21 protein-coding genes and 1 riboswitch are annotated in these 22,270 nt (G+C 48.2%); of the genes, 14 read left to right on the top strand and 7 right to left on the bottom strand.

Translation table 11 applies throughout. The features are described 5' to 3' along the window. Positions 1-17: 17 nt before the first annotated feature. A complete protein-coding gene (locus ACYP03_RS10535; RefSeq protein WP_459779666.1) occupies positions 18-791 on the bottom strand; it encodes a nucleotidyltransferase family protein in 774 nt (257 codons plus the stop codon). A 200-nt stretch (positions 792-991) separates the two neighbouring features. On the opposite strand from ACYP03_RS10535, the gene ACYP03_RS10530 reads away from it, so the two are divergent. Beyond that, positions 992-1,318 (top strand): HI1450 family dsDNA-mimic protein, encoded by a 327-nt coding sequence (locus ACYP03_RS10530; protein WP_248140031.1) that lies wholly within the window; start codon positions 992-994, stop codon positions 1,316-1,318. An 87-nt stretch (positions 1,319-1,405) separates the two neighbouring features. On the opposite strand, the gene emrD is transcribed toward ACYP03_RS10530, so the two are convergent. From emrD to ACYP03_RS10510, 4 genes are all read right to left on the bottom strand, one after another. Next, entirely contained in the window at positions 1,406-2,614 is a 1,209-nt protein-coding gene (gene emrD / locus ACYP03_RS10525) for a multidrug efflux MFS transporter EmrD (protein WP_459779664.1), read from the bottom strand. A gap of 301 nt (positions 2,615-2,915) precedes the next feature. Further along, positions 2,916-3,515 carry a GTP cyclohydrolase II gene (locus tag ACYP03_RS10520; RefSeq protein WP_248140027.1) on the bottom strand — a complete coding sequence of 200 codons (600 nt, stop codon included), beginning with the start codon at positions 3,513-3,515 and terminating at the stop codon, positions 2,916-2,918. 281 nt (positions 3,516-3,796) lie between these two features. Then, the gene (locus ACYP03_RS10515) at positions 3,797-5,092 is read right to left on the bottom strand and encodes an alpha/beta fold hydrolase (RefSeq protein ID WP_459779662.1); all 1,296 of its coding nucleotides are present in this window, start codon (positions 5,090-5,092) and stop codon (positions 3,797-3,799) included. Positions 5,093-5,458: 366 nt separating this feature from the next. After that, complete coding sequence (locus ACYP03_RS10510; protein WP_248140023.1) at positions 5,459-6,661, bottom strand: patatin-like phospholipase family protein; 1,203 nt, start codon at positions 6,659-6,661, stop codon at positions 5,459-5,461. A 360-nt stretch (positions 6,662-7,021) separates the two neighbouring features. Between ACYP03_RS10510 and ACYP03_RS10505 the strand changes: the two genes are divergently transcribed. The 5 genes from ACYP03_RS10505 to panP all read left to right on the top strand — a co-directional run bounded on the left by ACYP03_RS10505 (position 7,022) and on the right by panP (position 12,172). Continuing rightward, positions 7,022-7,648, top strand: a complete 627-nt coding sequence (locus tag ACYP03_RS10505) for a hypothetical protein (RefSeq protein ID WP_459779659.1) — start codon at positions 7,022-7,024, stop codon at positions 7,646-7,648. A 385-nt stretch (positions 7,649-8,033) separates the two neighbouring features. Beyond that, the gene (locus tag ACYP03_RS10500) at positions 8,034-9,515 is read left to right on the top strand and encodes a sodium-dependent transporter (protein WP_248140019.1); all 1,482 of its coding nucleotides are present in this window, start codon (positions 8,034-8,036) and stop codon (positions 9,513-9,515) included. A gap of 2 nt (positions 9,516-9,517) precedes the next feature. Beyond that, the gene (locus ACYP03_RS10495) at positions 9,518-9,616 is read left to right on the top strand and encodes a MetS family NSS transporter small subunit (protein ID WP_211648342.1); all 99 of its coding nucleotides are present in this window, start codon (positions 9,518-9,520) and stop codon (positions 9,614-9,616) included. A 251-nt stretch (positions 9,617-9,867) separates the two neighbouring features. Further along, positions 9,868-10,380 carry a hypothetical protein gene (locus tag ACYP03_RS10490; protein ID WP_330959600.1) on the top strand — a complete coding sequence of 171 codons (513 nt, stop codon included), beginning with the start codon at positions 9,868-9,870 and terminating at the stop codon, positions 10,378-10,380. A gap of 124 nt (positions 10,381-10,504) precedes the next feature. Continuing rightward, a complete protein-coding gene (gene panP, locus ACYP03_RS10485; RefSeq protein WP_459779655.1) occupies positions 10,505-12,172 on the top strand; it encodes a pyridoxal-dependent aspartate 1-decarboxylase PanP in 1,668 nt (555 codons plus the stop codon). 76 nt (positions 12,173-12,248) lie between these two features. On the opposite strand, the gene hutZ is transcribed toward panP, so the two are convergent. Further along, positions 12,249-12,794, bottom strand: coding sequence for a heme utilization protein HutZ (gene hutZ / locus ACYP03_RS10480; protein WP_459779651.1), 546 nt, complete (start codon positions 12,792-12,794; stop codon positions 12,249-12,251). Between the two features lie 23 nt (positions 12,795-12,817). Beyond that, positions 12,818-13,291 carry a heme utilization cystosolic carrier protein HutX gene (gene hutX / locus ACYP03_RS10475; protein WP_459779852.1) on the bottom strand — a complete coding sequence of 158 codons (474 nt, stop codon included), beginning with the start codon at positions 13,289-13,291 and terminating at the stop codon, positions 12,818-12,820. Between the two features lie 329 nt (positions 13,292-13,620). Between hutX and ACYP03_RS10470 the strand changes: the two genes are divergently transcribed. The 8 genes from ACYP03_RS10470 (at position 13,621) to ACYP03_RS10435 (ending at position 22,258) form a co-directional block, all read left to right on the top strand. Beyond that, the gene (locus tag ACYP03_RS10470) at positions 13,621-14,457 is read left to right on the top strand and encodes a heme/hemin ABC transporter substrate-binding protein (protein WP_459779649.1); all 837 of its coding nucleotides are present in this window, start codon (positions 13,621-13,623) and stop codon (positions 14,455-14,457) included. Positions 14,458-14,542: 85 nt separating this feature from the next. Further along, entirely contained in the window at positions 14,543-15,529 is a 987-nt protein-coding gene (locus ACYP03_RS10465; protein ID WP_248141631.1) for a FecCD family ABC transporter permease, read from the top strand. Beyond that, the gene (locus ACYP03_RS10460; protein ID WP_459779648.1) at positions 15,526-16,347 is read left to right on the top strand and encodes a heme ABC transporter ATP-binding protein; all 822 of its coding nucleotides are present in this window, start codon (positions 15,526-15,528) and stop codon (positions 16,345-16,347) included. The genes ACYP03_RS10465 and ACYP03_RS10460 overlap by 4 nt, the downstream gene beginning before the upstream one ends. A 345-nt stretch (positions 16,348-16,692) precedes the next feature. Further along, on the top strand, positions 16,693-17,703 hold the full coding sequence (gene purR, locus ACYP03_RS10455; RefSeq protein WP_248139989.1) for an HTH-type transcriptional repressor PurR: 1,011 nt from the start codon (positions 16,693-16,695) through the stop codon (positions 17,701-17,703). A 208-nt stretch (positions 17,704-17,911) separates the two neighbouring features. Further along, positions 17,912-18,015, top strand: a riboswitch (cyclic di-GMP riboswitch). Between the two features lie 131 nt (positions 18,016-18,146). After that, a complete protein-coding gene (locus ACYP03_RS10450; protein ID WP_248139987.1) occupies positions 18,147-18,758 on the top strand; it encodes a TfoX/Sxy family DNA transformation protein in 612 nt (203 codons plus the stop codon). A 189-nt stretch (positions 18,759-18,947) separates the two neighbouring features. Beyond that, positions 18,948-19,340: a hypothetical protein gene (locus ACYP03_RS10445; protein WP_330959606.1), complete on the top strand. Its 393-nt coding sequence runs from the start codon at positions 18,948-18,950 to the stop codon at positions 19,338-19,340. A gap of 90 nt (positions 19,341-19,430) precedes the next feature. After that, entirely contained in the window at positions 19,431-20,042 is a 612-nt protein-coding gene (locus tag ACYP03_RS10440; RefSeq protein WP_459779644.1) for a carboxymuconolactone decarboxylase family protein, read from the top strand. Continuing rightward, positions 20,039-22,258 carry an FAD-dependent oxidoreductase gene (locus tag ACYP03_RS10435; RefSeq protein WP_459779642.1) on the top strand — a complete coding sequence of 740 codons (2,220 nt, stop codon included), beginning with the start codon at positions 20,039-20,041 and terminating at the stop codon, positions 22,256-22,258. The genes ACYP03_RS10440 and ACYP03_RS10435 overlap by 4 nt, the downstream gene beginning before the upstream one ends. Positions 22,259-22,270: the final 12 nt, after the last annotated feature.

The following is a 22,270-nucleotide window of genomic DNA, read 5'->3' as shown; positions in this document are numbered from 1 at the left end:
GCGTTCTGTCTGTTGGATCAGCCGATCTTACGTTCAATTTTCTGCCACTCTTCGGCCAGCCATAGACCAAAATGCTGCATCAAAAAGAGCGTCGCTTTTTTAGGGACCTGGGTGCGATTTGCCAGCATGGCTGCCCGCTCTGCATCCAGAGCTTTGTCCGGATAAACTTTCAGAAAGCAGGCCGTCGCGTCTTTCAATGACAGTGGCAGTGTTTTTTCCCGGTGCATGACCAGCGTGAACCCGGTCCACAGCATTTTCTTTCCGATATATTCACAGTAGTCAAGATAATGCGCCATCACGCGGGTTTTCGTAATTTTCTGCCGGTACTCAGTGAGTATGGGTTCGAGCGGACCATTGAAGGATTTTGCCGCATCCCAGCTGGGTTCAAAATCACCAAAACTGTCTGATAAATCCTGTCCGCTGATACAGATGCAGCAGTGCCGGAGCCAGATGCCCCACTGAAATATCCCTTCCAGAGACAACACTTCACTGCGCAATGCCTGTCTGATATCAATTCGGGTCACGGCTTTATGCCGTCTGGCAATGTGCCAGCTCAGGCTGTGTAACCGGCTGCTTTCCTGCTCAGTCAGCGGCCGTTCGAGAACCAGTGTCAAATTCAGATCAGATTTGCCCGGAACAGCTTCCCGCCGGGCCACACTGCCCGACAGATACACACTGTGCAAAACGCCTTTAAACAGCACTTTGAGATGCTGGAGCATTTCATGAAGGCAAGGCTGAAACACCGGTTGAAACGGTTGACGATTATCAAGAATGGGAAGAAGAGAAGCCAAAAATCTGTTTCCTGAATCACAACTCAATCTGCCAGCATCATAGCATGAAAGTCGTTCAGGGATGGGGATATAGCGATTCAACCGCTGAAATCAGCAGCGCCTTCACGGTTCTGTCCGCAGATCAATCTTTCTCGCAGATAGCCTTTCCCCTGTGGAGCTTGTTATACTGCGCGTTCCAATGAACTAAGATTGACCGATACATGAATAATTCAGAACTGATTTCATACGACGATGTCATCGAAGCCGCTTACGATATTTTTCTCGAAATGGCGCAAGACAGCCTCGAACCCGCCGATGTCCTGCTGTTTACAGCACAATTTGATGACCGTGGTGCAGCCGAAGTTGTCGAAACCGGCAGTGACTGGCCAGAACACGTCGGCTTCCCCGTTGAAGGCGAAGAATATGCTGAAGTACGCATCGGTCTGGTCAATGAAGCAAATGACGAACTGGATGACGTGTTCGCCCGTTTGCTCATCAGCCGCGACCCGGATCATAAGTTCTGCCACATTTTGTGGAAACGCGACTGAGTCCGAAACAAATCATATAAAAACGGCGCTGATTTCAGCGCCGTTTTTATTTCAGTCAGAGTCCGGGAATTCTCCGGACAGGCAGAGTTACACCAGAACCGGGGTTTCTTCCTGTGGGCTGCGTCTCACCCAAATGAGGCTGGCCACTGCAACCATCACCATTGCCACCATAATCGCACCCAGGCTGAACTGATCTTTTGCACTGAGCATGGATGCCACCAGTGCTGCGATACCAGCACCCAGGTTTTGCAAACCGCCGAGCACCGCTCCCGCCGTACCGGCATGGTACGGGAATGGCTCAACCGCAGCAGTCGTGGTTACCGGGAAAATCACACCCGAGCCAATAAAATACAGGAACGCACCGCCAATCAGAGAACTGACTGTCACCATACCTGCCAAACCCGGCAACAGAATGGTCAGAGCCCCGAAGCCCAGTGCGGCAAGTCCCAGATACAGCACGCGTTGCTGACCCATACGGTTGACCAGCTGTGAAGACAGCCAGGAGCCAAGCATATATCCCGGCAAAGGCAGCACAAACAACCAGCTGACCGTGGTTGGATCTAATTTCAAAACGTTACCGAGTAAAACACCCGCTGCCGCTTCAAAGACAGCTAATCCTGCAAAGGTTGCCACCAGACAAAGCACATACCCCTGAAACTTACGATTTCCAAGCACATATTTATAGCTGGTCGTCACACGTTCAACCCGACGCTTTTCCTTTGGTAGTGTCTCGGTGAACTGGCTCAGGACGATCAACGTCACTGCCGCTCCCAGAACCAGTAGGAACAGGTAACTGGCAGACCAGCCAAAAGATTCGGATAAATATCCGCCCAACACCGGAGCAATCAGCGGGGAGAAAATAACCCCCATACTGACCAGACTGTTGACCCGGTGCAGTTCTGCCCCTTCATAACAGTCACGGGTCACGGTCCGGCACATCGCTCCGCCACAACCAGTGCCCATTCCCTGAATAAAACTTGCCAGCAGGAACACCTCAAAAGTCGGCGCAAAGAGCGCCATTAAAGTGCCTGCGATAAAAATGCTCATGCCTGCCAGCATCACTGGCTTGCGTCCGATCCGATCCGACAATGGCCCGTATACAAACTGAGATAAACCATAAGGAATCAGGTAAGCCGCCATGACAGCCTGCAAGAATGCCGGTTTCACCGTGAAGGCCGCTGCCATTTGAGGAATAGCCGGCACGTACATGGTTTGGGTCATTTGCCCGACCGCGGCCAGAATAATAATCAGGAACAGTATTTTTGCCACACCGGCAGAATAAGATTGCCCGTTCACAACCTCACTCCTTACATGAATTCGAAGAGATAATGATAAATACAGGTCATCATAAAACGGCTGGGCTGAAAGAAGATTGAGAGATGGATTCAGAAATCACCATCGTCCACGAGCGCCGCTATGACAACATTTCGAGCGGGATATTATAGGCAGGCCGGCAGAACAACAAGTAAATACTGAGTTTGTCAGCACGATAGTTTATTATGATTAGGATTAGAAAAAGTAACCCAAAACCAGTGGATTTCAGGATAAAAAAAGCGAGCTCAGAAGCTCGCTGTTCACAACGTGGTCATCAACAGAGTCAGTCAAAATGGAAACGGTGTTTACCGCGGCTTGCTTTGGCACGCAGGTAATTTTCATTCCCCTCTTTCAGGTGCGCTTTCGTTCCCACCACTTCAGTGATCGAAATACCTAAAGCTTCCAGATCCTGAATTTTTTTCGGGTTATTGGTGATCAGCCGAATCGATTCAACACCGAGCGCTTTCAGCATTTGTGCAGCTTCCGTGAAATCACGCAAGTCATCGCCAAAACCCAGGTGATTATTCGCTTCATACGTATTCATGCCCTGACTCTGCAGCAGATAGGCATCAATCTTGTTATACAGCCCGATACCACGCCCTTCCTGGCGCAGATATAGCAGAATACCGCCTTCTTCAGCCATGCGTTCAATGGTTTCATCTAACTGCTCACCGCAGTCACAACGGGAAGAATGAAAAACATCTCCGGTCAGGCATTCTGAGTGCATTCTGACCAACGGTGTCGCGTTCTGTTTGTCCGCATTTCGAAAGACGAGAGCAACGTGCTCTTTACCGGAAGCAAGGCCTTCAAAAGAGAGAATATCGGCAGGGATATGGCTGTTTACACCGACTTTAAAGGGGACTCTGGCCCTTACATTTACCATCTTGTTCTATTACCTCTCACACAATCATGGTCTGGCGACGGATGATTGCTCAGTTATCTACCGACTCAGCTCATCACACAACTGACTTCAATGCGCTGCTGGTATGGATGTGTACTGATAATATCTAAAATTATGACACTAAAACAGTCATCACCCATGACTTCTGTCGTCAGTCAACGACAATCAGTTGTTATAACATAACAAAATCATCAAAGACAACCTCAATCTCCGTTGATACAAGGGCATCAATACCAGCCTGCCCTTGCCTGCCAGGTCAGCTGTTAACGATGAGGCGAATCCTGTATTTCCTGAGTCATACGAATCAGGGTATCGAGAATCCGCTCGCCATCAGCGCGCAGACCGTTGTGCTCATATTCATTGGTCATCCAGGCCCGGCTGTTCGGCATGTTTGCCAGAACCTGGCGACTGTAATCAAATTCTACATACATGTCTTCGACGTAAACCGCTGCGGCTAGCGGCACTTTGTTTGCGGCCAGTTGGCTCGCATCATATAAAGCAGGCCAGTCCGACTTCTCAGCAAGCATGTTGGCGGCTTCCTGTAGAGGCTTCAGGGTTTCCAGCTGCTCAAACATCCACGGATAAACCATTTCACCGGTAAAACAGAAATCCCGGCCAGACTGATAATGGCACTGCGGAAATTCATCCCGTACCCGATGCGCCGACCAGCGTGACGCTTCATGCTGGCAATAAATAGATTCATGGAGAATCGCATAGATCGGATTGGTCTGATAAGACTGCTCAGCCAGCATGGCATTGAGGAAACTGTAACTCAGCTCAGACTGCCCGTTTACATCAACAAAGGCATTTTCCAGCTGATAATACAAATCTAAATCACCGCCGCTGCGGCCCAAATGAATCCCAATCAGCTGAAACTGTTCAACCGTAAACCGCTGACCATTGTGCAGCCTGACCTCGTTCTCCAGCAAATGATCTGCAATCCGGTTACACAGCACCTGTGCATCAGGAAAACGTCGGAAAAACGCAGCGTTTTTATCCAACAGGCGACGATATGTTGCCCTGTAGACCACATCGGCATGACCTGAAACCGGTGGGATCCCCCCGGTCACATACGCCCTTGTCAGACTTTCAGGATAATAAGACAGATAATGCAACGTACAAAAACCGCCAAAGCTCTGGCCTAACAGCGACCACTGCTTTACGCCCAAAGCTTCACGGATGGCTTCCGCATCGCGCACAATATTATCAGCACGAAAATGACTGAGGTATTCTGCCTGCTCCAGCGCCGTCAGATCCGACAATGTTTGTGCATGAACCGGCTGACTTTGCCCTGTACCACGCTGATCCAAAAGCAACACACGGTATGTTTTCAAGGCCCGTTTCAGCCACCCGCTCTCGGCATCCGGGCGCGGAGATGGAAAACCCGGCCCACCTTGCAGGTAAACCAGCCAGGGTAAATCTGAGTGCTGCTTATCTCGGGCAACCACTTCCCGGGCAAACACCTGAATGCGGGCACCATTGGGTTGCTGATAGTTCAGCGGCAACTGAAAAAAATGCGGCTGACAATACATATCGCCGATAAAGAAACCTTGTTGCATTGATCCTCCATGATTTGGGATGAGAGTAACGAGCGCACTGTATCAGATTTCACTAAATATTGTCATTTCAGACACATCTGGTGTGGTCATGCAGCGAGTTGACTTCATATCATGCTTTCAGAACGGGAGTTTACCGATCGAATCTTTTGCAAAAAGACACGATGATAATGAGATCAGAAATTCAAACTATCTGTCCGCACTGCTATACGATGACTTTTCCATCATTATTGAATTTCCGCGTCGTAGATTCCGGCCGTATTAAAAAAGAAATGTCCTGCCTGCAACTTCAGCATACAGACCCATGCCCTTCTATTCGTGATTGAAGGACATGGGTTGTGTCATGCGTTCCCGGATGTGGCGCAAAACTTACCTGACACTTGTGTGCCGGTTGAGGAGATCAGCAAAACACTCAAGAAATTCGCGACCAACCTGACGGCCTTGCTGATAATCCAGGTCAAGGTCCTGACGGCTGCTGAGCAATGCTTTACTTTGCAGGTTTTTTTCCGGAGCCAGCTGAATCACCTTTAACGATTCCGGCGGATGAATCAGAAATTCATTGTCGGCTTTATAGCTCTGATAATACTTATTGAGCATATCGAGCACTTCCGAACGTTTACCGGTCAGTGACAGGAAACGCTCCACGTTCAGTCCGCTCAGCCACTTGCGGTAACCATTCACCGCTTTCTTATCCTCAGAAAGCTCCTGATTCAGCGCATCAGCTGCCTGAATCCCCGCCTGCTCTTTGTCCCGCCAAATGCTTTTCCAGAGCTCAAAGTGGTCCGTGAAATCCTGACGTATCGCCTTCACTTTATCCAGAGACTCATTCAGGCTGAAACGCTCTATATATTCCGGCAGTGCCTGTTCAATCCGTTCTCGCCAGTCATCAAATACCCCGGGTGTTTGCTGCGGCAGTTGCAATGGCTCAGTGCGGATGACAATCACCAGTTCCGCGCCCCGCTTCCATGCTTCCTGCACAGGCACTGCAGCACTGACTCCACCATCAACCCACTCCAGATCGTGTAAGTTCACCGGCAAGTTATACAGTAAAGGAATCGCACAGGTCGCCCGCAGCACATCGCGCCAGTTCTCCTGGTACATTGGCAGGTAAATATCCTGCAAGGTATCTTTGCGAGTCGCGCAGGCCAGCGCCTGGCGATAAGTTAACACCCGACGGGCAGTCGCAATGTCGAGGGGCGTATGTCCGTCCTGTTCAATTTGACTGAAAGCCCAGTCCAGATTCATCGGTTTTTGCTGGCTGAGATACTGATAAAGATTAAAAAACTCATTCTGAGTCGTCAGATTTGTGATGAAGTCATGGCCAAACTTATGCTGACGGCTGATATATGACGAAAGGTTTAAAGCACCGGCAGAGGTGCCAATATAAAGTTCAAACGGGTCAAAACCCGCTTCGAGAAATGCATCAAAGACGCCTGCTGTAAAAATACCCCGTTGACCGCCGCCCTGAACAACGACAGCAATTTTTCGCTTTTTTACGCCTGTTAACTGTGCGGCAAAAGTTTCAACCAGGTTGAGATCTAAATCTCCGAGGCTAAAAGGCAAGTGATTCATATGTCTTACTCACTCTGCAAAAACATAAACTCCCCTCTATTCTCTTATTTAAGCGCAAAGCTCGGCAGTAAGAGTCAAAAAATAGACAGAGTGATGATATCGATTAATGCGTGATTGCCGTCAATCCGAATCCGAAAAGGACTATCATAATGATGAATGCGACGGCTAAAGCAATTTTAAATTCAGGGGTTAGATGATTCATATAAACTCCAAATTTACTGCCGCTACGGAGGCCACATTTCGCCATCCTAACGGCAACTGTTTTAAAAATTGTAGCCTCGCCTTGAACCTTTGACCATTTAGAAAACATGGTTTTAGGGTGATAATCACAATTCTCCCAACTGGCATAAGGATGAATCAATGTATTTATATAACAAATACTTACTACCTTTAATTGTCATTTTCAGCCAGCTTTATCTCCCAGCGGCTCAAGCCAATACGAGTCAACCTGTTTACATCACGCCCTACTGGGGCTACACATTTCCTGACAACATTGATGCTAAAGGAGGAATCAAAATCTCTCCTGAAAAATCAGACCTTATTGGCATCACAATTGAAAGCGACTACGGAAAACAAAGAGATTTCAACGGCCGGATTGGCTTCACGACCCAACACCTGAAAACAAGCACCAAAAACTTCAGCGGCGACGACAGCTTTACCTTTTTTCATTTCCAGGCCAGCAGCCATTACCGCATCGTCTCAAAGCTGACCAGTTTTGTCGGCCTGAGCCTTGGCGGCACCCTGACGGATGCCAGCTGGTCAAACCAAGATGTTTTACTCTCTGGTGGCGGATTCTTCGGTTCCGACTTCTTTATTAACCCAAATATCAGAATTCGTTTGGAAGCTCGATGGCTGGCAAGTCGTGTTGATGGAAAAACAAGCACCCGGTGCAAGACCGACTCAGGCACGCAGGACTGTGAAATCAATATAGATAATGACTGGCTCAGCTTTTACCAGACCAATCTTGGGATCAGTTTTGTATTTTGAGTAAAAACACTAAAGATTATTGTGTATGAACTTGATAGTGACAATGTTGCAAAAGTCTAATTTTTGACTATTTGTTAGTCATAGGTACCAATTTGTTAAATAAAATAAAATACTCAATAAGAAGACGCGCATAGTTAAATCTTCTATACATTTCCTTAACATCTTACGATTCTCACAAAACGGAGGAAAATACCCACAATAAAGGCTGAGTAATGCCAATAGCACAAAAGTTACTGTCTATTGCGCTAGTAAGTATCAGTGGTTAATCTCAACTCAACTGCGTGGGGTTTCAATCCAAATTCTGCGCAACAGGAAGTAAATACTTAGAATAAAAAACTTAAATAGTGCTGTTTCATAGAGAATAGCAGTACATAAGGAGATACTTATGAAACGCGAACAATGGGGAACCCGAGCCGGTTTTATCCTGGCTGCTGTGGGTTCTGCTATCGGGTTGGGGAATATCTGGCGTTTCCCATATATGGCTTATGAGAATGGTGGTGGCGCATTTTTTATTCCTTACCTTTTCGCCATGCTGACCGCCGGGATTCCATTCATGATCATGGAATTCAGCCTGGGTCATAAACTGCGTGGTGCCGCGCCAAGGGCATTTGCCAAGCTGGGAGGCAAACTTGAGTGGCTGGGCTGGTTCCAGGTATTTATTGCCGCTGTCATTGCAGTTTACTACGTCGCTGTGATTGGCTGGGCCATTTCGTATATGGGCTTTGCCTTTACACAAAGCTGGGGAACTGACACCAATGCATTCTTCTTCAGTGAATACCTGAAACTGGGAGACAACTCACCAAGCAAACTGGGAAGTTTGCAACTGCATATTGCCATCCCAATGGTCATCGCATGGGGGATTGCTTTCGCTGCCATCTTTACCGGTGTGAAAGGCGGGATTGAGCGCGCCAGTAAAATCATGATGCCGCTGCTGTTCATCATGGTGCTGGCACTGATTGCGCGAGTCATTTTCCTTGAAGGTGCAATGGATGGTCTGAATTACCTGTTCCGTCCTGATTTCACCAAGATTCTGGACGCCAAAGTGTGGTCTGCTGCTTACGGACAGATCTTCTTTACCCTGAGTGTCGGCTTCGCCATCATGATTGCCTACTCCAGCTATCTGCCAGAGAAATCTGACATCAGTAACAACGCCTTTATGACCGTACTGATCAACTGCGGATTCTCTATGGTTGCGGGTATCCTGATCTTCTCCGTCCTGGGCTACATGGCTCAAGAACAGTCAAAACCACTGACTGAGGTTGTGTCTGCCGGTGTTGGTCTGGCATTTGTAACCATTCCTGCAGCAATTAACCTGCTGCCTGCACCATACATTCTCGGCCCAGTTTTCTTCTTGGCTTTGGTTGTGGCCGGTCTGAGTTCACACATCTCGATTCTGGAAGCTGTCACTTCTGCAGTCATCGACAAGATGAAATGGTCTCGTAAAAAAGCCTCTACCGTTGTCTGCGGACTGGGCTTCCTGATTTCAATGGCCTTTGCAACAAACGGTGGTTTGCTGCTGCTTGACCTGGTGGACTACTTCATTAATAACGTTGCCCTGCTGGCAAGCTGCCTGGTGGAGCTGCTGGTGATTGGCTGGCTGCTGAAAGTGTCTGATATCCGGGCTTACGTTAACAAGATTTCTGAGTTTTCTATTGGTATCTGGTTCGAAATCTGTATCCGTTTCATCAGCCCGATCATGCTGGCGATTATTCTGGGTAAAAACCTGTTGAACACAGTCGACCAGGGCTACGGCGGTTATGCAATGTCTGATCTGCTGATCCTGGGTTGGGGCCTGGTTGCAGCTATGTTCGTTGTTGCCGTTATCATCAATGTGAGCTCTAAACCACAAAACGGAAGTGAGGTGTAAGTATGACAGCTGGTGCTATTATCATGATGCTGTTTGGCCTGGGGATCACCTGGGGAGGCGCAGCCTACTGCATCTCCGTTGCCATGAAAAATAAAGCATAACCATGACAAGAGGCCTTCGGGCCTCTTTTTGTTTTACCCGCCTGCGGACCCGAACTTTTTGACACTTTTAACTTTAAGAACAAAGAATTGAGTCATGTTTCATACTCTTTACACTCGGGTCATGTTTCCTTGTAAGATTTCTTTCCTTTCGCTTGCTTCTGCCGCTACAATTTGACAAATAATCCTGATGTCACGGTACTTTATGTCAATTGTGCCGGTATGTATTACTAAAAATCATTCAAGGAAAAACCATGAAGTATTCAGCTCTTGCTCTTTCATTAGCCCTATTACCCGCTTCTGTACTCGCCGCCACAGAAAGTTGTGAAAGCGAGAAATACCACAAGTATGTTGATGCTTCTCTGAACTGGTATCAAAACCTTGTTCAGCTTGCCGTACAAAAAGATCCGAACCTGCAAGAGGTCGGTGACTGGTTTCTTGAAGGCAGAACGCATCACTTTGAACTGAAACGTGAGGCTGTAGACTGGTATCTGACCCATGATGAAAGCCATCTTGATTTGTCTCAGTCGATCGAATCGTGGCTGAAGCTGAGCCAGCAAGATATTAAAACGCTTTCAGAACAGAAAGGTGCTCTGGGAGATTACGCCAAAAAAGTTTTTGAAGATCGCCAGGGCGCACCTCATCCCAAAAATTACGAACTGCGCAGTGCATTTGCTGAGTTACTTACACACCCAGATGACATTGATAAGCCTCTGAAAGAATACAACCAACAAATGAGTGCTATTGCCTCGACTGAGTGTAAATAGTCGATTTTTCCTCACGCCGGGCGATCCTCGTCCGGTGTCGTTTTCGAATTTTCCCAAGACAATCACGCACATTTCCAGTACATTAGCTGGATTTGCCGACGTTAACTAAAAGTAACAATTCATTATGGCAGTGGAAAACAGACAAGCTGAAGCATCTCTTGAGACCCTGCACCGTATCTTTACCGTGCCAGAAGCGCCCGATTCGACTCTGGGCCGGATCGAAAAAGAGATCTCCGAAAACCTCAATGCCTTTTTGCAAACGCACATTGCTGCGCAGGAAAAGCCGCTGACAGAAATTGAAAAGGATTTTTCCTCCGCCTCAGTGCCGGAAAAGCCCTGCTTTGTATCAGATCACACGCATTTTCTGCTGAATAAACTAGTTGCACAGTCTGTGCATACTTCAGCACCAACCTTCATCGGTCACATGACGTCGGCACTGCCCTACTTCCTGATGCCACTCTCTAAGATCATGATTGGTCTGAACCAGAATTTGGTGAAAATCGAAACCTCCAAAGCATTTACACCACTAGAGCGTCAGGTATTAGGTATCCTCCATAACCTGATTTATGGTGAAACCGATGCCTTCTATCAACGCTGGATGCACAGTGCTGAACACTCTTTAGGTGCCTTTTGTTCAGGTGGAACCATCGCAAACATCACAGCGTTATGGGTTGCCCGCAATAATTTGCTGAAACCTGATGGCGATTTCAGAGGTGTTGCGCAGGAAGGTTTGTTCCGGGCCATGAAACATTACGGTTATGATGACCTGGCAATTCTGGTTTCAGAACGCGGCCATTATTCGCTGAAAAAGGCGGCCGATGTTCTGGGTATTGGCCGGGAATGTCTGGTGGCGATCAAAACCGACGAGAACAACAAAATTTGCACCGATGATCTGAAAGCCAAAATCGAATCTCTGAAAGCCAGAAATATCAAACCATTTGCGATTATTGGCGTTGCCGGCACAACAGAAACCGGTAATATCGATCCGTTAGACGAACTGGCTGATATTGCGCTGGCGCACAACTGTCATTTTCACGTTGATGCTGCCTGGGGTGGCGCCACGTTGATGTCAAACAAATACCGGACGCTCCTGAAAGGAATTGAACGCGCCGACTCTGTCACCATTGACGCTCACAAACAATTGTACATCCCTATGGGTGCAGGCATGGTGATTTTCAAAAATCCGGCCCTGATGTCCGCGATTGAACATCATGCTGAATACATTCTCCGGAAAGGTTCCAAAGACCTCGGCAGCCACACGCTGGAAGGTTCCCGAAGCGGTATGGCAATGTTGCTGTTTGCCAGCCTGAATATCATCAGCCGTCAGGGTTACGAACTGTTAATTAATAACAGCATTGAAAAAGCCTGTTACTTTGCTGAGCTCATTCTGGCCGATGCCGATTTTGAACTAATTTCGGAACCGGAACTTTGCCTGCTGACCTACAGGTATGTGCCTCAGGAAACCCAGAAAGCACTGGCAATTGCGAATGACGAAGACAAACAGGCCATTCATGAGGCGCTGAACGATTTAACTCAGTACATTCAAAAACGTCAGCGCGAATCCGGAAAATCATTTGTCTCTCGGACCCGCCTCATGCCCGAACAGTGGGACCGACGCATCACCACAGTCTTCCGCGTCGTGCTGGCCAATCCGCTGACGACGGCGGATATCCTGAAAGATGTTCTGGAAGAACAAAAACAACTGGCTCAAACCAGCCTGCAAAGCCTGCCGAAAGTCAGAGCGATCACAGCCCGGATTCTGGCTCAGTCATCTGAAGAGATCCGCGATTAAATCTGCGTGCTGACAGGAAGCAAACATAAAAAACCGGACATTTGAATGCCCGGTTTTTTTATTACTTCAGAACGAATTAAGCGGATTTCACATCCTGGTCCTCATTCATCCGTCGGTGACCTTCTGTCAGATGAACAAAATCGACCAGGTCATCTCCTGACACCTGGAAAGCCTGACCAAAACCTTTCACGAACAACCCTTGTGTCGGCTCCAGACGGAACAGATTAAAATCTTCCAGCCCACTCAGCCCATCCACAATCTCACCAAACCGGACTTTCAGTGCTTCAATACCAGCCTGCCAGCGCTCAGTGTGACGTTCAACCAACACCACATCCGCTTCAAATGTTAGTCTCATCCGTGCAAAAATGGCTTTTGATTCTGCTTCATCTTCGATCATCATCAGCGAAACCTGAGGGTTTTCAAGCAGGTTACGCGCATGACGAGCAATTCGGGAAATCAGAATATAGTAACCATCTTCAAGAAGAGCGAATGGCGCATAACTGACATTCGGCTTGCCGTCTGCATCGACCGTTGCCAATTGCAGTGTCTGGCAAGTTTCACGAAATTCCTGGATCTGTGGGCCCAGACGATTTTGCAGTCGTTCTTGTTTCTCTTGGCTCATGACGCATCTACTCCAACAAAAGCTTATCCAACAAAAGCTTGCTTTAATGCATTAAACTTCTCGACCTGCTGAGGGATGAGCTGACGTTTCTCATCACGGCCAAGATAAATCTTAAAAATACATTCACCGTTTTCAGCCAAAAAACCAATGAAGTAACTTTCATTTCCGCGCATCGGTTTACTCACCAATACGACATCTGATACCCGGTCCAGTTTCAGATGACCATGCATCTCACCTGGTTTTCCCATCAAATTGTAAAAACCGCGGGCTTCTTTACCTTTCGGAAATGGCGCCTTCACTTCAAAGATAGACCCCATTGAATGCACAATTGTCGTCATCACGCCCCACTCCGGAAGCATTTCCAGAATTGACTGTGCGTGATTTCCGCTGATTCGCGTGACAAGTTCATCAGGTAACGCCATGATGATCTCGCCTTCCGTCACTTCCAGTGTTTCAGCCATCAATACCGCATGCAGATTTGGATTTTCTTCCAGCATAGTGCCGACTTTCGTTTTCAATTCCGCAAGACTGAATTTTTCAAACACGCGCTGCGCTCCTTCCTGATCCATCACTTTCTATAGTGATGAATGAGAATTAATCTTATTTCATGAAATGATAAGGAGAGATTTGCTCTTTTGCAAATGATAATTGATATTATTTGAAAGCCATGGATAATATGCTCAAGCGATAATAATTATCACTTCCTATAATGCAATAACTTGTTTGGGAAGGCGAAGACTGTCTTTTCTACGCAATGAATATTGTTCGTTTTAGTTCATCCGGTGATAACACTGGAATTTCCCAAAATAAAAAACAAGGAGTTATCATGAGACGAGCGGCACTTTCTGCTGTTTTTCTTCTGACTGCCGCGACTGCCTGGGCAGGCGATCGACTGATTAGTGCGGGTTCAGGCATTACTGAGCTCGTTTATGCGATGGGGGCAGAAGATCAACTTGTCGCTGTTGATATAACCAGCAAGTCCTATGTTCATGATGACATACCAAAGTTGGGATATCATCGGCAGCTCTCTGCCGAAAGTATCATTGCCCTTGCCCCTGATCACCTTTTGGGCTCCGAAGAAATGGGCCCGGAGTCAGCACTCTCTCTGTTACGTCAGGCCGGCATTCAGGTCGATATTCTGAACTCAGGTGAAACCATTGCTGATCTGATGCAACGGATTCAACAAGTCGGTCAGCTGACCGGAAAAACACAAAACGCAGAAGCGTTAGCCGCTGAGGTTCAGCATCGGATTTCTGTGATTGAGCAGCGGCTTGCAAACCAGAAAAGCAGAAAACGTATCCTGTTTCTGACCATTCACGGCGGAAGAGCACCAATGGTCGGTGGCAGCAACACAACAGCAAATACCCTGATTCAGCTCGCAGGCGGTTTAAATCCAGCCGCGATCCAAATTGATGCTTACAAGCCACTGTCATCCGAAGCAATGGTTGAAATGCAACCCGATGTGATCCTGCTCAGCACGCATACCAGTCAGTCAATTGGCGGCAAAGATGGCTTGCTGAAAACACTGCCGCTGCTTGCGGCAACACCTGCCGGCCAAAACAAAGCCATTATCACAGTGGATGGTACCGCACTCATCGGCGGGTTAAACCTCAAAACTCTCGAAGAAGCAGCGCGGCTGAATCAGACACTGTATGGCCAGTAAACTTATGACAACAACTTTGAACCGCAGCCGTACCTTTACCAGACAGCGTTTGCCAGTCACTGCCTTACTGCCCGCCGTTTTTGCCATGCTGTTACTTGCCATTGCCTCTTCCATCGTTGTCGGCCCCATGTCAATCAGTTACGCCGATGTCTGGCTGTCACTGCTTCCGGGACAGGATCATGTCGCACCGCACATTGCGCTCATCATTCAGCAAGTCCGTTTACCACGCACACTGCTGTGTATCGCGATTGGTGCAGTTCTGGCGCTCTGTGGCACAGTCATGCAGGGACTGTTTCGGAACCCGCTGGCCGATCCGGGCATTATCGGAGTCGCTGGCGGTGCAAGCCTTGGTGCCGCTTCGGCGATTGTTCTGTTCAGCTCAATGGCAGCATCTTTTCCATTACTTTTAACGCTGGGGACAGTACCGGTTTTTGCTTTTCTGGGTGGCGCCCTGACAACCTGGATCGTATACGCCCTTGGCACAGATAAGACCGGCACTTCCGTGACGGTGATGCTGCTGGCAGGTGTTGCAATCAGTGCACTCTCAGGTGCGGCACTGGGACTGCTGAATTTCTTTGCGGACGATCAGGCGCTGCGCGACCTGTCACTCTGGTCCATGGGTTCTCTGGCGGGTGCTACCTGGCCGGGCATCACGCTGGCATTTTCTGCCCTGGCGTTCCTGTTCTGGCAATTTGATCGCAGATCCAATGCACTCAACGCTTTATTACTGGGCGAAGCAGAAGCAAAACATCTCGGCATTCAGGTCCAGTCTTTAAAACGATTGCTGATTTTATTTTGCGCGGCTGGTGTGGGTGTCGCTGTCTCCTTATCCGGCGTGATTGGCTTCGTCGGTCTGATTGTGCCGCATCTCGGCCGTATGCTGGCTGGCCCGAATCACAAAACATTATTGCCACTCTCGGCTTTACTGGGGGCACTTATCTTGCTGGTTGCCGACATGCTGGCCCGTGTTATTGCCGCACCAGCCGAACTGCCGGTCGGTATCATCACCGCTTTACTGGGAGCCCCGTTCTTTATTGCTCTGCTACTGAAACAAAAAGGCCGTTTACAATGATTCATCATATCGTTCGCCCTCTTCGCCCCCGGCACGAAAAACAGCAATCACCGGTGCTTTCAGCCGAGGGTTTATCACTGCAACTTGGCGGTAAAACGTTACTGGATCAGCTGAACATCAGTTTCCGCAGCGGAGAGTTAACAGCTTTACTCGGCCCGAATGGTGCCGGTAAAAGTACTTTACTCAAAGTGCTTTGCGGTGAAATCAGTGCCAAAGGCAATGTGTACTATTTTGGTCAAAAGCACAGCGACTGGCAGCCATCCCTGCTGGCCAAACACTTGGGTGTACTCCCTCAGCACAGCAGCCTGTCTTTTGGTTTTACTGCGCAGGAGGTCGTTGAACTTGGCTGTATGCCACTTGGTTTGAAGCGCACAGATTGTCTCCGAATTACCCGGGAATGCATGACGGCTGTTGGGATCTGTCACCTGAGCCAGCGTCAGTACCCCACCCTCTCAGGCGGCGAGAAACAACGTGTTCATTTTGCCCGTGTACTGGCTCAGCTCAGCAATGCGGAAGACCAGTGCATTTTAATGCTGGACGAACCGACCTCAGCTTTAGACCTTGCCCATCAGCACAGTTGCCTGAAACTGGCAAAAGATATGGCCCGTAAAGGAGCCGCCGTCATCCTGGTCATTCATGACCTCAATCTTGCAGCTGAATACGCAGACAGACTGGTATTGCTGAATAAGGGGAAGATACAAGCAGACGGTGATGCCTGGCATACCCTGACCACTGAGAATATCAGTTCCGTTTATGGTTCCCCGGTGATCATCGAATCTCACCCCCGCGGGCACTTTCCGATCGTCCTTTCAGCCTGAACCTCCTGCAAGGGCATCGCTGAGCCGTTGCCCTTGCACAGTACTTACAATGTAAAGACTGAAACAACTTTCAAGTTGCCAGTATTCTTGAGCTGCATCAAGATTCCCCCCACATTTCAAGAGAAACGTTGCACTGTGCGTGAGTCCTTGTAGAATGTGAGCGCAAGCGATTAACCGATGAAATAAATAGCAATAGAAAGTCAGACTTCATATCGGTGTAAGGTATTGTTACCACTCGGCCTGAGCCACTCATTTCCCGCCGCTATCCTCGCAGAGAAGCGGCGTTTTAGCGTCTGGCAAATATGAAAAGACCCTGTTCAGGGCCTGAAGACTAGAAGAACAATTATGGCAACCATTAAAGATGTTGCACGTATGGCAGGTGTATCTACTACCACAGTCTCACACGTGATCAACAAAACCCGCTTTGTAGCGGAAGCAACACAGAAAAAAGTGTTGGCGGCAGTTGAAGAATTGAACTACGCGCCAAGCGCCGTCGCGCGCAGCCTGAAATGTAATACAACCAGCACCATCGGCATGCTGGTGACAAAATCGACCAACCCATTCTTTGCCGAATTGGTGCATGGCGTTGAAGAGTACTGCTATAAATCCGGTTATACGCTGATTTTATGCAACACCGAAGGTAATCTGGCCAAACAGAAGGATTACCTGCGCATGCTTTCTGAAAAGCGTGTGGATGGTCTGCTGGTGATGTGTTCTGATCTGGATGATCAACTGCTGGAACAGTTAGAGCGACAGCCTGATCTGCCCATGGTTATCATGGACTGGGGTCCTGCACGCCCAAAAACAGATAATATTCAGGATAATGCAGAACTTGGTGGTTATCTTGCCACTCGTCATTTTATTGACAATGGACACACTAAAATTGGTTGTCTTTCCGGCCAGAAAGATAAATCTACCTGCCGTGAGCGGCTGAAAGGTTTCCATAAAGCCATGAGCGAAGCTGGTCTGACGGTCAATGAAAACTGGATCATTGAAGGTGATTTCGAATGTGAATCTGCCGTAGATGCAGCCAATGCTTTTATTGCCATGAAAGAGCGTCCAACTGCTATTTTCTGCTTCAATGACATTATGGCAATGGCCTTAATCAGTACATTTGAACAAGCAGGGATCAATGTACCAAATGATATTTCAATTATTGGTTATGACAATATTGATCTGGCCCCGTACTTTTCACCACCTCTGACAACAATCCACCAGCCAAAACGCCGTTTAGGCAAGACTGCTGTGGAAATCCTGATGGAACGCGTGAAAGATAAAAACCATGAATTTCAGACTTTTGAGATCAATCCTGAGCTCGTGGTTCGCCGTTCCGTCAAAAAAATAACACATCCATAAAAAACGATATTAACCTACATATATTGATAAACAGCCGATATAAACACCCATATCGGCTATGTTTATATGGAATATTACTACGCTACAGAGGAATTGATGGGATAATCAGTTAGTTTCTGTAAAATTTATACGATTTTTATTGCGAAGAGTATCACAATTTTTTGTGCGATCGATATCAAATTTGTCTTATTGATATATGATTAAACAGTCACGAACAAGGCAAACCATCTGAAAGGATGGGACGCAAAGCTTCCGGCCTAAAAGCAATGACTTAGTGATAAAGTTATTACTCATGGTAGCGGGGTTGCCGATGGATGAAGTGAAGTTTATGGGACACTTTTGTCATTCTTATGACAAAAGACTCATAATCTTATGCACAATTGAATCCTCGCTCCGTTGTTTGGTGACTTCTTTTGTTGAAATTTCTAACCGAGAAAAGAAGCATGGACAAACCACTACTGAAAGATTCAATTCGTTTATTTGAGAAATTTGGCCAGATTAAATCTCGCTCAATGTTTGGCGGTTTTGGCATTTTCGCAGGTGAAACGATGTTTGCTCTAGTTGTTAGCGACAAGCTGCATCTGCGCGCTAACGCGAAAAATGAAGAAACCTTTAAACAAGCTGGCCTCAAACCGTACGTTTATCAAAAACGCGGTTTTCCTGTCGTCACAAAACACTATGCCATTCCGGAAAACTGGTGGGAAACCCCAGAAGTCATTCTGGAGCACGCTGAAGTTTCTCTTAATGCAGCACAGGCTGACAAAGAGAAAAAAATGCAGGCTAGCCCTAACCGCATTAAAGATCTGCCAAATCTTCGCCTTGCCAATGAGCGTATGCTCAAGAAAGCAGGCATCAACTCTGTAGATCAGCTGTTTGAAGTTGGTGCTATCGGTGCTTTTCAGGCGCTGCAGGAATCTCATCACGAGTCATTGAGTCTGGATTTGCTTTGGGCGTTAGAAGGCGCAGTCAGTGGAAAACACTGGTCTGTGATTACCCCACAACGTCGAAATGAGCTCCTGTCCAAACTAGAAGTCAATTCTGGCGCTCATCACTAAGTATTCAGATTATTTTGCCAGTGCAGCGATTTGCACTGGCTTTAAATAACCTGCTTTAGCCCTGGCACCCTGTCAGGGCTGTGTAAAAAACAGACAAACCTCACAAACATTAATAACAATTCCATCAGTTAACTTTTCTTCAGCTTCGCCGCCTTTAGAATGTATGTTTTGCATCAGAAAGGAGGTCATATGCGCTCATCTACGCCGTTTCCGGGCCAGACTGACACAATTTTCAAAGATAAATTCCACAAATGGCCAAAACTGATGCGCTACCTGGTCTTTATCAGTTTGCTTCCTTCTGCCGTTCTGCTCATCTTTGCGCACACACCAACCGGCACGGAAAGTAACCTGCTTCCCTCTTGCCTGGTTGCCTCTGTAATCAACATTCTGCTGATTAGCTGGGGCCTGATCCTGAAAATCAAAGCCCGTAAATACTGGTATCGAAACTATCACATTGGCAAAACCATCCTGCTTGCCCTGTTGCCGCTCATCGCCAGTACATATCTGGTGCTGGATACCAATACTCGCAGCTCACTCACCAATCAGCCGGTTGCGCGTACTGTACAACTTTCAATCAACTGATCACAAAAGCTAAATCAATCTCCCCATTTCTGAAATTTGTCCGGATCTGAACGGTCGGTATGATAAACCGCTTTCTCCGGAGAACTTCCAGTGCGTGTACCGGCAAAAAAACGCTACTCCATTTTAATCCGTCCCCTGCTCTGGCTGCAAAAACGCCATTTCGGACAGCCGCTGAATCCGGCTTTACTTTGGGGACGCCGACCCGTCTTGTTTTACCTCGTGGCCAGTTTCTTTGGTTACTTAGACAGAAAACGATCACCGTTGTCTGATGTGATGCGATCCCTTGTCTGCGTCCGTGTTTCTCAGCTCAACGACTGCGCGTTTTGTGTCGATGCCAACGGCATGAGACTGGCGCAACGCTGCCAATCAGTCGAAAAAATACAAGCCCTGACTCGATGGCAGGAAAGTCCGCTGTTTGATACTCAGGAAAAAGCAGTACTGGCCTATACCGAAGCAATGACAGTCACCGGTAATCGTGTAACTCAGCAGATGGTTGATAATCTGAAACAATGGTATGACGAAGATGCTCTGGTCGAGCTGACAGCGTTAGTCAGTTTCCAAAACCTGTCTGCAAAGTTTAATACCGCTTTGGATGTCCCTTCGCAGGCATTCTGCTCGATTCCTCTGAATCAGCAACCGGCACCGAAACAAAACGATACCAAACGTGATCAGCCCACTCACCAAGCAGATAAGCACCGATGAACCGATTCAAAAAACCTTTGTTACTGGCTTTCATTGCCGTCGCCTTTATCGCCTGGTTCGCTTTCGATCTGGGCAACTATTTCACGCTTGAACAAGCAAAAGCCTACCAGCATTCCCTGCAGGCAAGCATTATTGAGCACCCCTTACTGTCGAGTACGCTATTTTTCGCAGTTTATGTTGTAATGGCTGCCCTTTCCTTCCCGGGCGCTGCGGTCATGACTTTACTGGGTGCGGCGCTGTTTGGTTTCTGGTGGAGTTTGCTGGTCGTTTCATTTGCCAGCTCGCTGGGTGCGACACTGGCATTTCTGGCGAGCCGCTTCCTGCTGCATGACTGGGTACAACACAAGTTTGGACGACGCCTATCTGCTGTGAACCGGGGTGTCGAAAAAGATGGTCCCTTTTATCTCTTTACATTGCGTTTAATTCCCGTCTTTCCGTTCTTTCTGGTCAACCTGCTGATGGGCCTGACTCCGATGCGTGGCCGTACTTTCTATTGGGTCAGCCAGTTGGGGATGCTGCCCGGAACCATGGTTTACCTCAACGCGGGTACCCAGTTAGGAGAAATTGAATCTCTGTCCGGCCTGATTTCACTGCCGGTCCTGATCTCTCTGGTGCTGTTGGGGATTTTTCCATTCATTGCGAAAGGTATCATGGGTGTCATTCAGCAACACCGCATCTATCAGCACTGGCAACGTCCGACGCAATTCGACCAGAATATGGTGGTGATCGGTGCTGGCGCCGGCGGTCTGGTCAGCGCCTATATCGCTGCAGCCGTGAAAGCAAAAGTTACACTCATTGAAAAACACCGGATGGGCGGCGACTGCCTGAATACCGGCTGTGTCCCCTCAAAAGCCCTGATCCGCGCGGCTCACACCATGCACACCATCACCCGGGCACCCGAGTTTGGCATTCAGACAAACACACCTCAGATCGATTTCACTGCGGTGATGCAACGTGTACATCAAGTTATCCGACACATCGAACCGCACGATTCTGAAGAACGCTACAGCAAGCTCGGCGTGAACTGCATTCAGGGAGAAGCACAAATTTTGTCGCCGTGGGAAGTGGAAGTAAACGGCGAACGCATGACCACCCGAAACATTGTCATCGCCACCGGAGCCCGCCCTGTTGTTCCGCCAATTGAAGGTATTGAACACATTAACTATCTGACGTCAGATACCCTCTGGTCAATCAGGGAACAACCCAAACAGCTTCTGGTCCTGGGGGGCGGCCCTATTGGGTGTGAACTGGCACAGAGTTTTCAGCGACTGGGCAGTCAGGTCACACTGGTTGAAATGGCCGATCAGTTGCTGATTCGTGAAGATGCTGATGCCGCGGCTCTGGTACATCAAAGCCTGATCAAGGATGGCGTCGAGATCAGACTGAAACAAAAAGCCATCAAATTTGGGACCAGAAAAACGGCTCAGGGAGAAACGACACAGTTTGTCATCCTGGAAGGCCCCCTGGATGAACGTCATGAAATCACGTTTGACACCGTGATTCTCGCCTTAGGCCGGGTCGCGAATGTCAGTGGATTTGGGCTGGAAACACTGGGTATCGGCGTTAACGAACGCGGAACCGTCGCAGTCAATAAGTATCTGCAGACGCAATATCCCAATATTTATGCTGTGGGTGATGTCGCCGGTCCATTTCAGCTGACCCATGCCGCTGGCCATCAGGCATGGTATGCGGCTGTCAATGGCCTTTTTGGCAAGCTGAAAAAATTCAAGGCTGATTATCGCGTGATGCCCGCCGTCACCTATACCTCCCCCGAAGTTGCGCGCGTAGGGCTCAATGAGAAAGAAGCAGCCAATCTGGGCACAGAAGTCGAAGTGACCTGCTACGGGATTGATGATTTAGATCGCGCAATTGCCGACGGAGAAGACTATGGTTTTATTAAGGTATTGACCCCGAAAGGGAAAGATACCATTCTCGGCGCGACCATCGTCGGGAACCAGGCCGGTGAACTGCTTGCAGAGTTTACGCTGGCGATGAAGTATGGCCTGGGTCTGAACAAAATTCTGGGGACCGTCCACCCTTATCCGACGATGAGCGAAGCGAACAAATATACAGCTGGGGTATGGAAACAGGCGAACAAACCAGAACGCATCTTGACATGGCTGAAGAAGTATCATCGCTGGCAGCGAGGTGGCTCTGCCCATGATAAGAAAAAAACAGATATTGCTGATCATCCGACGAACTTGCAGGAAAAATAAGGAAATAATCAT

The organism is Photobacterium sp. R1, from assembly GCF_054600795.1.
The sequence above is the reverse complement of the archived record's forward strand: the minus strand, read 5'-3'. Positions and strand labels throughout refer to the sequence as shown.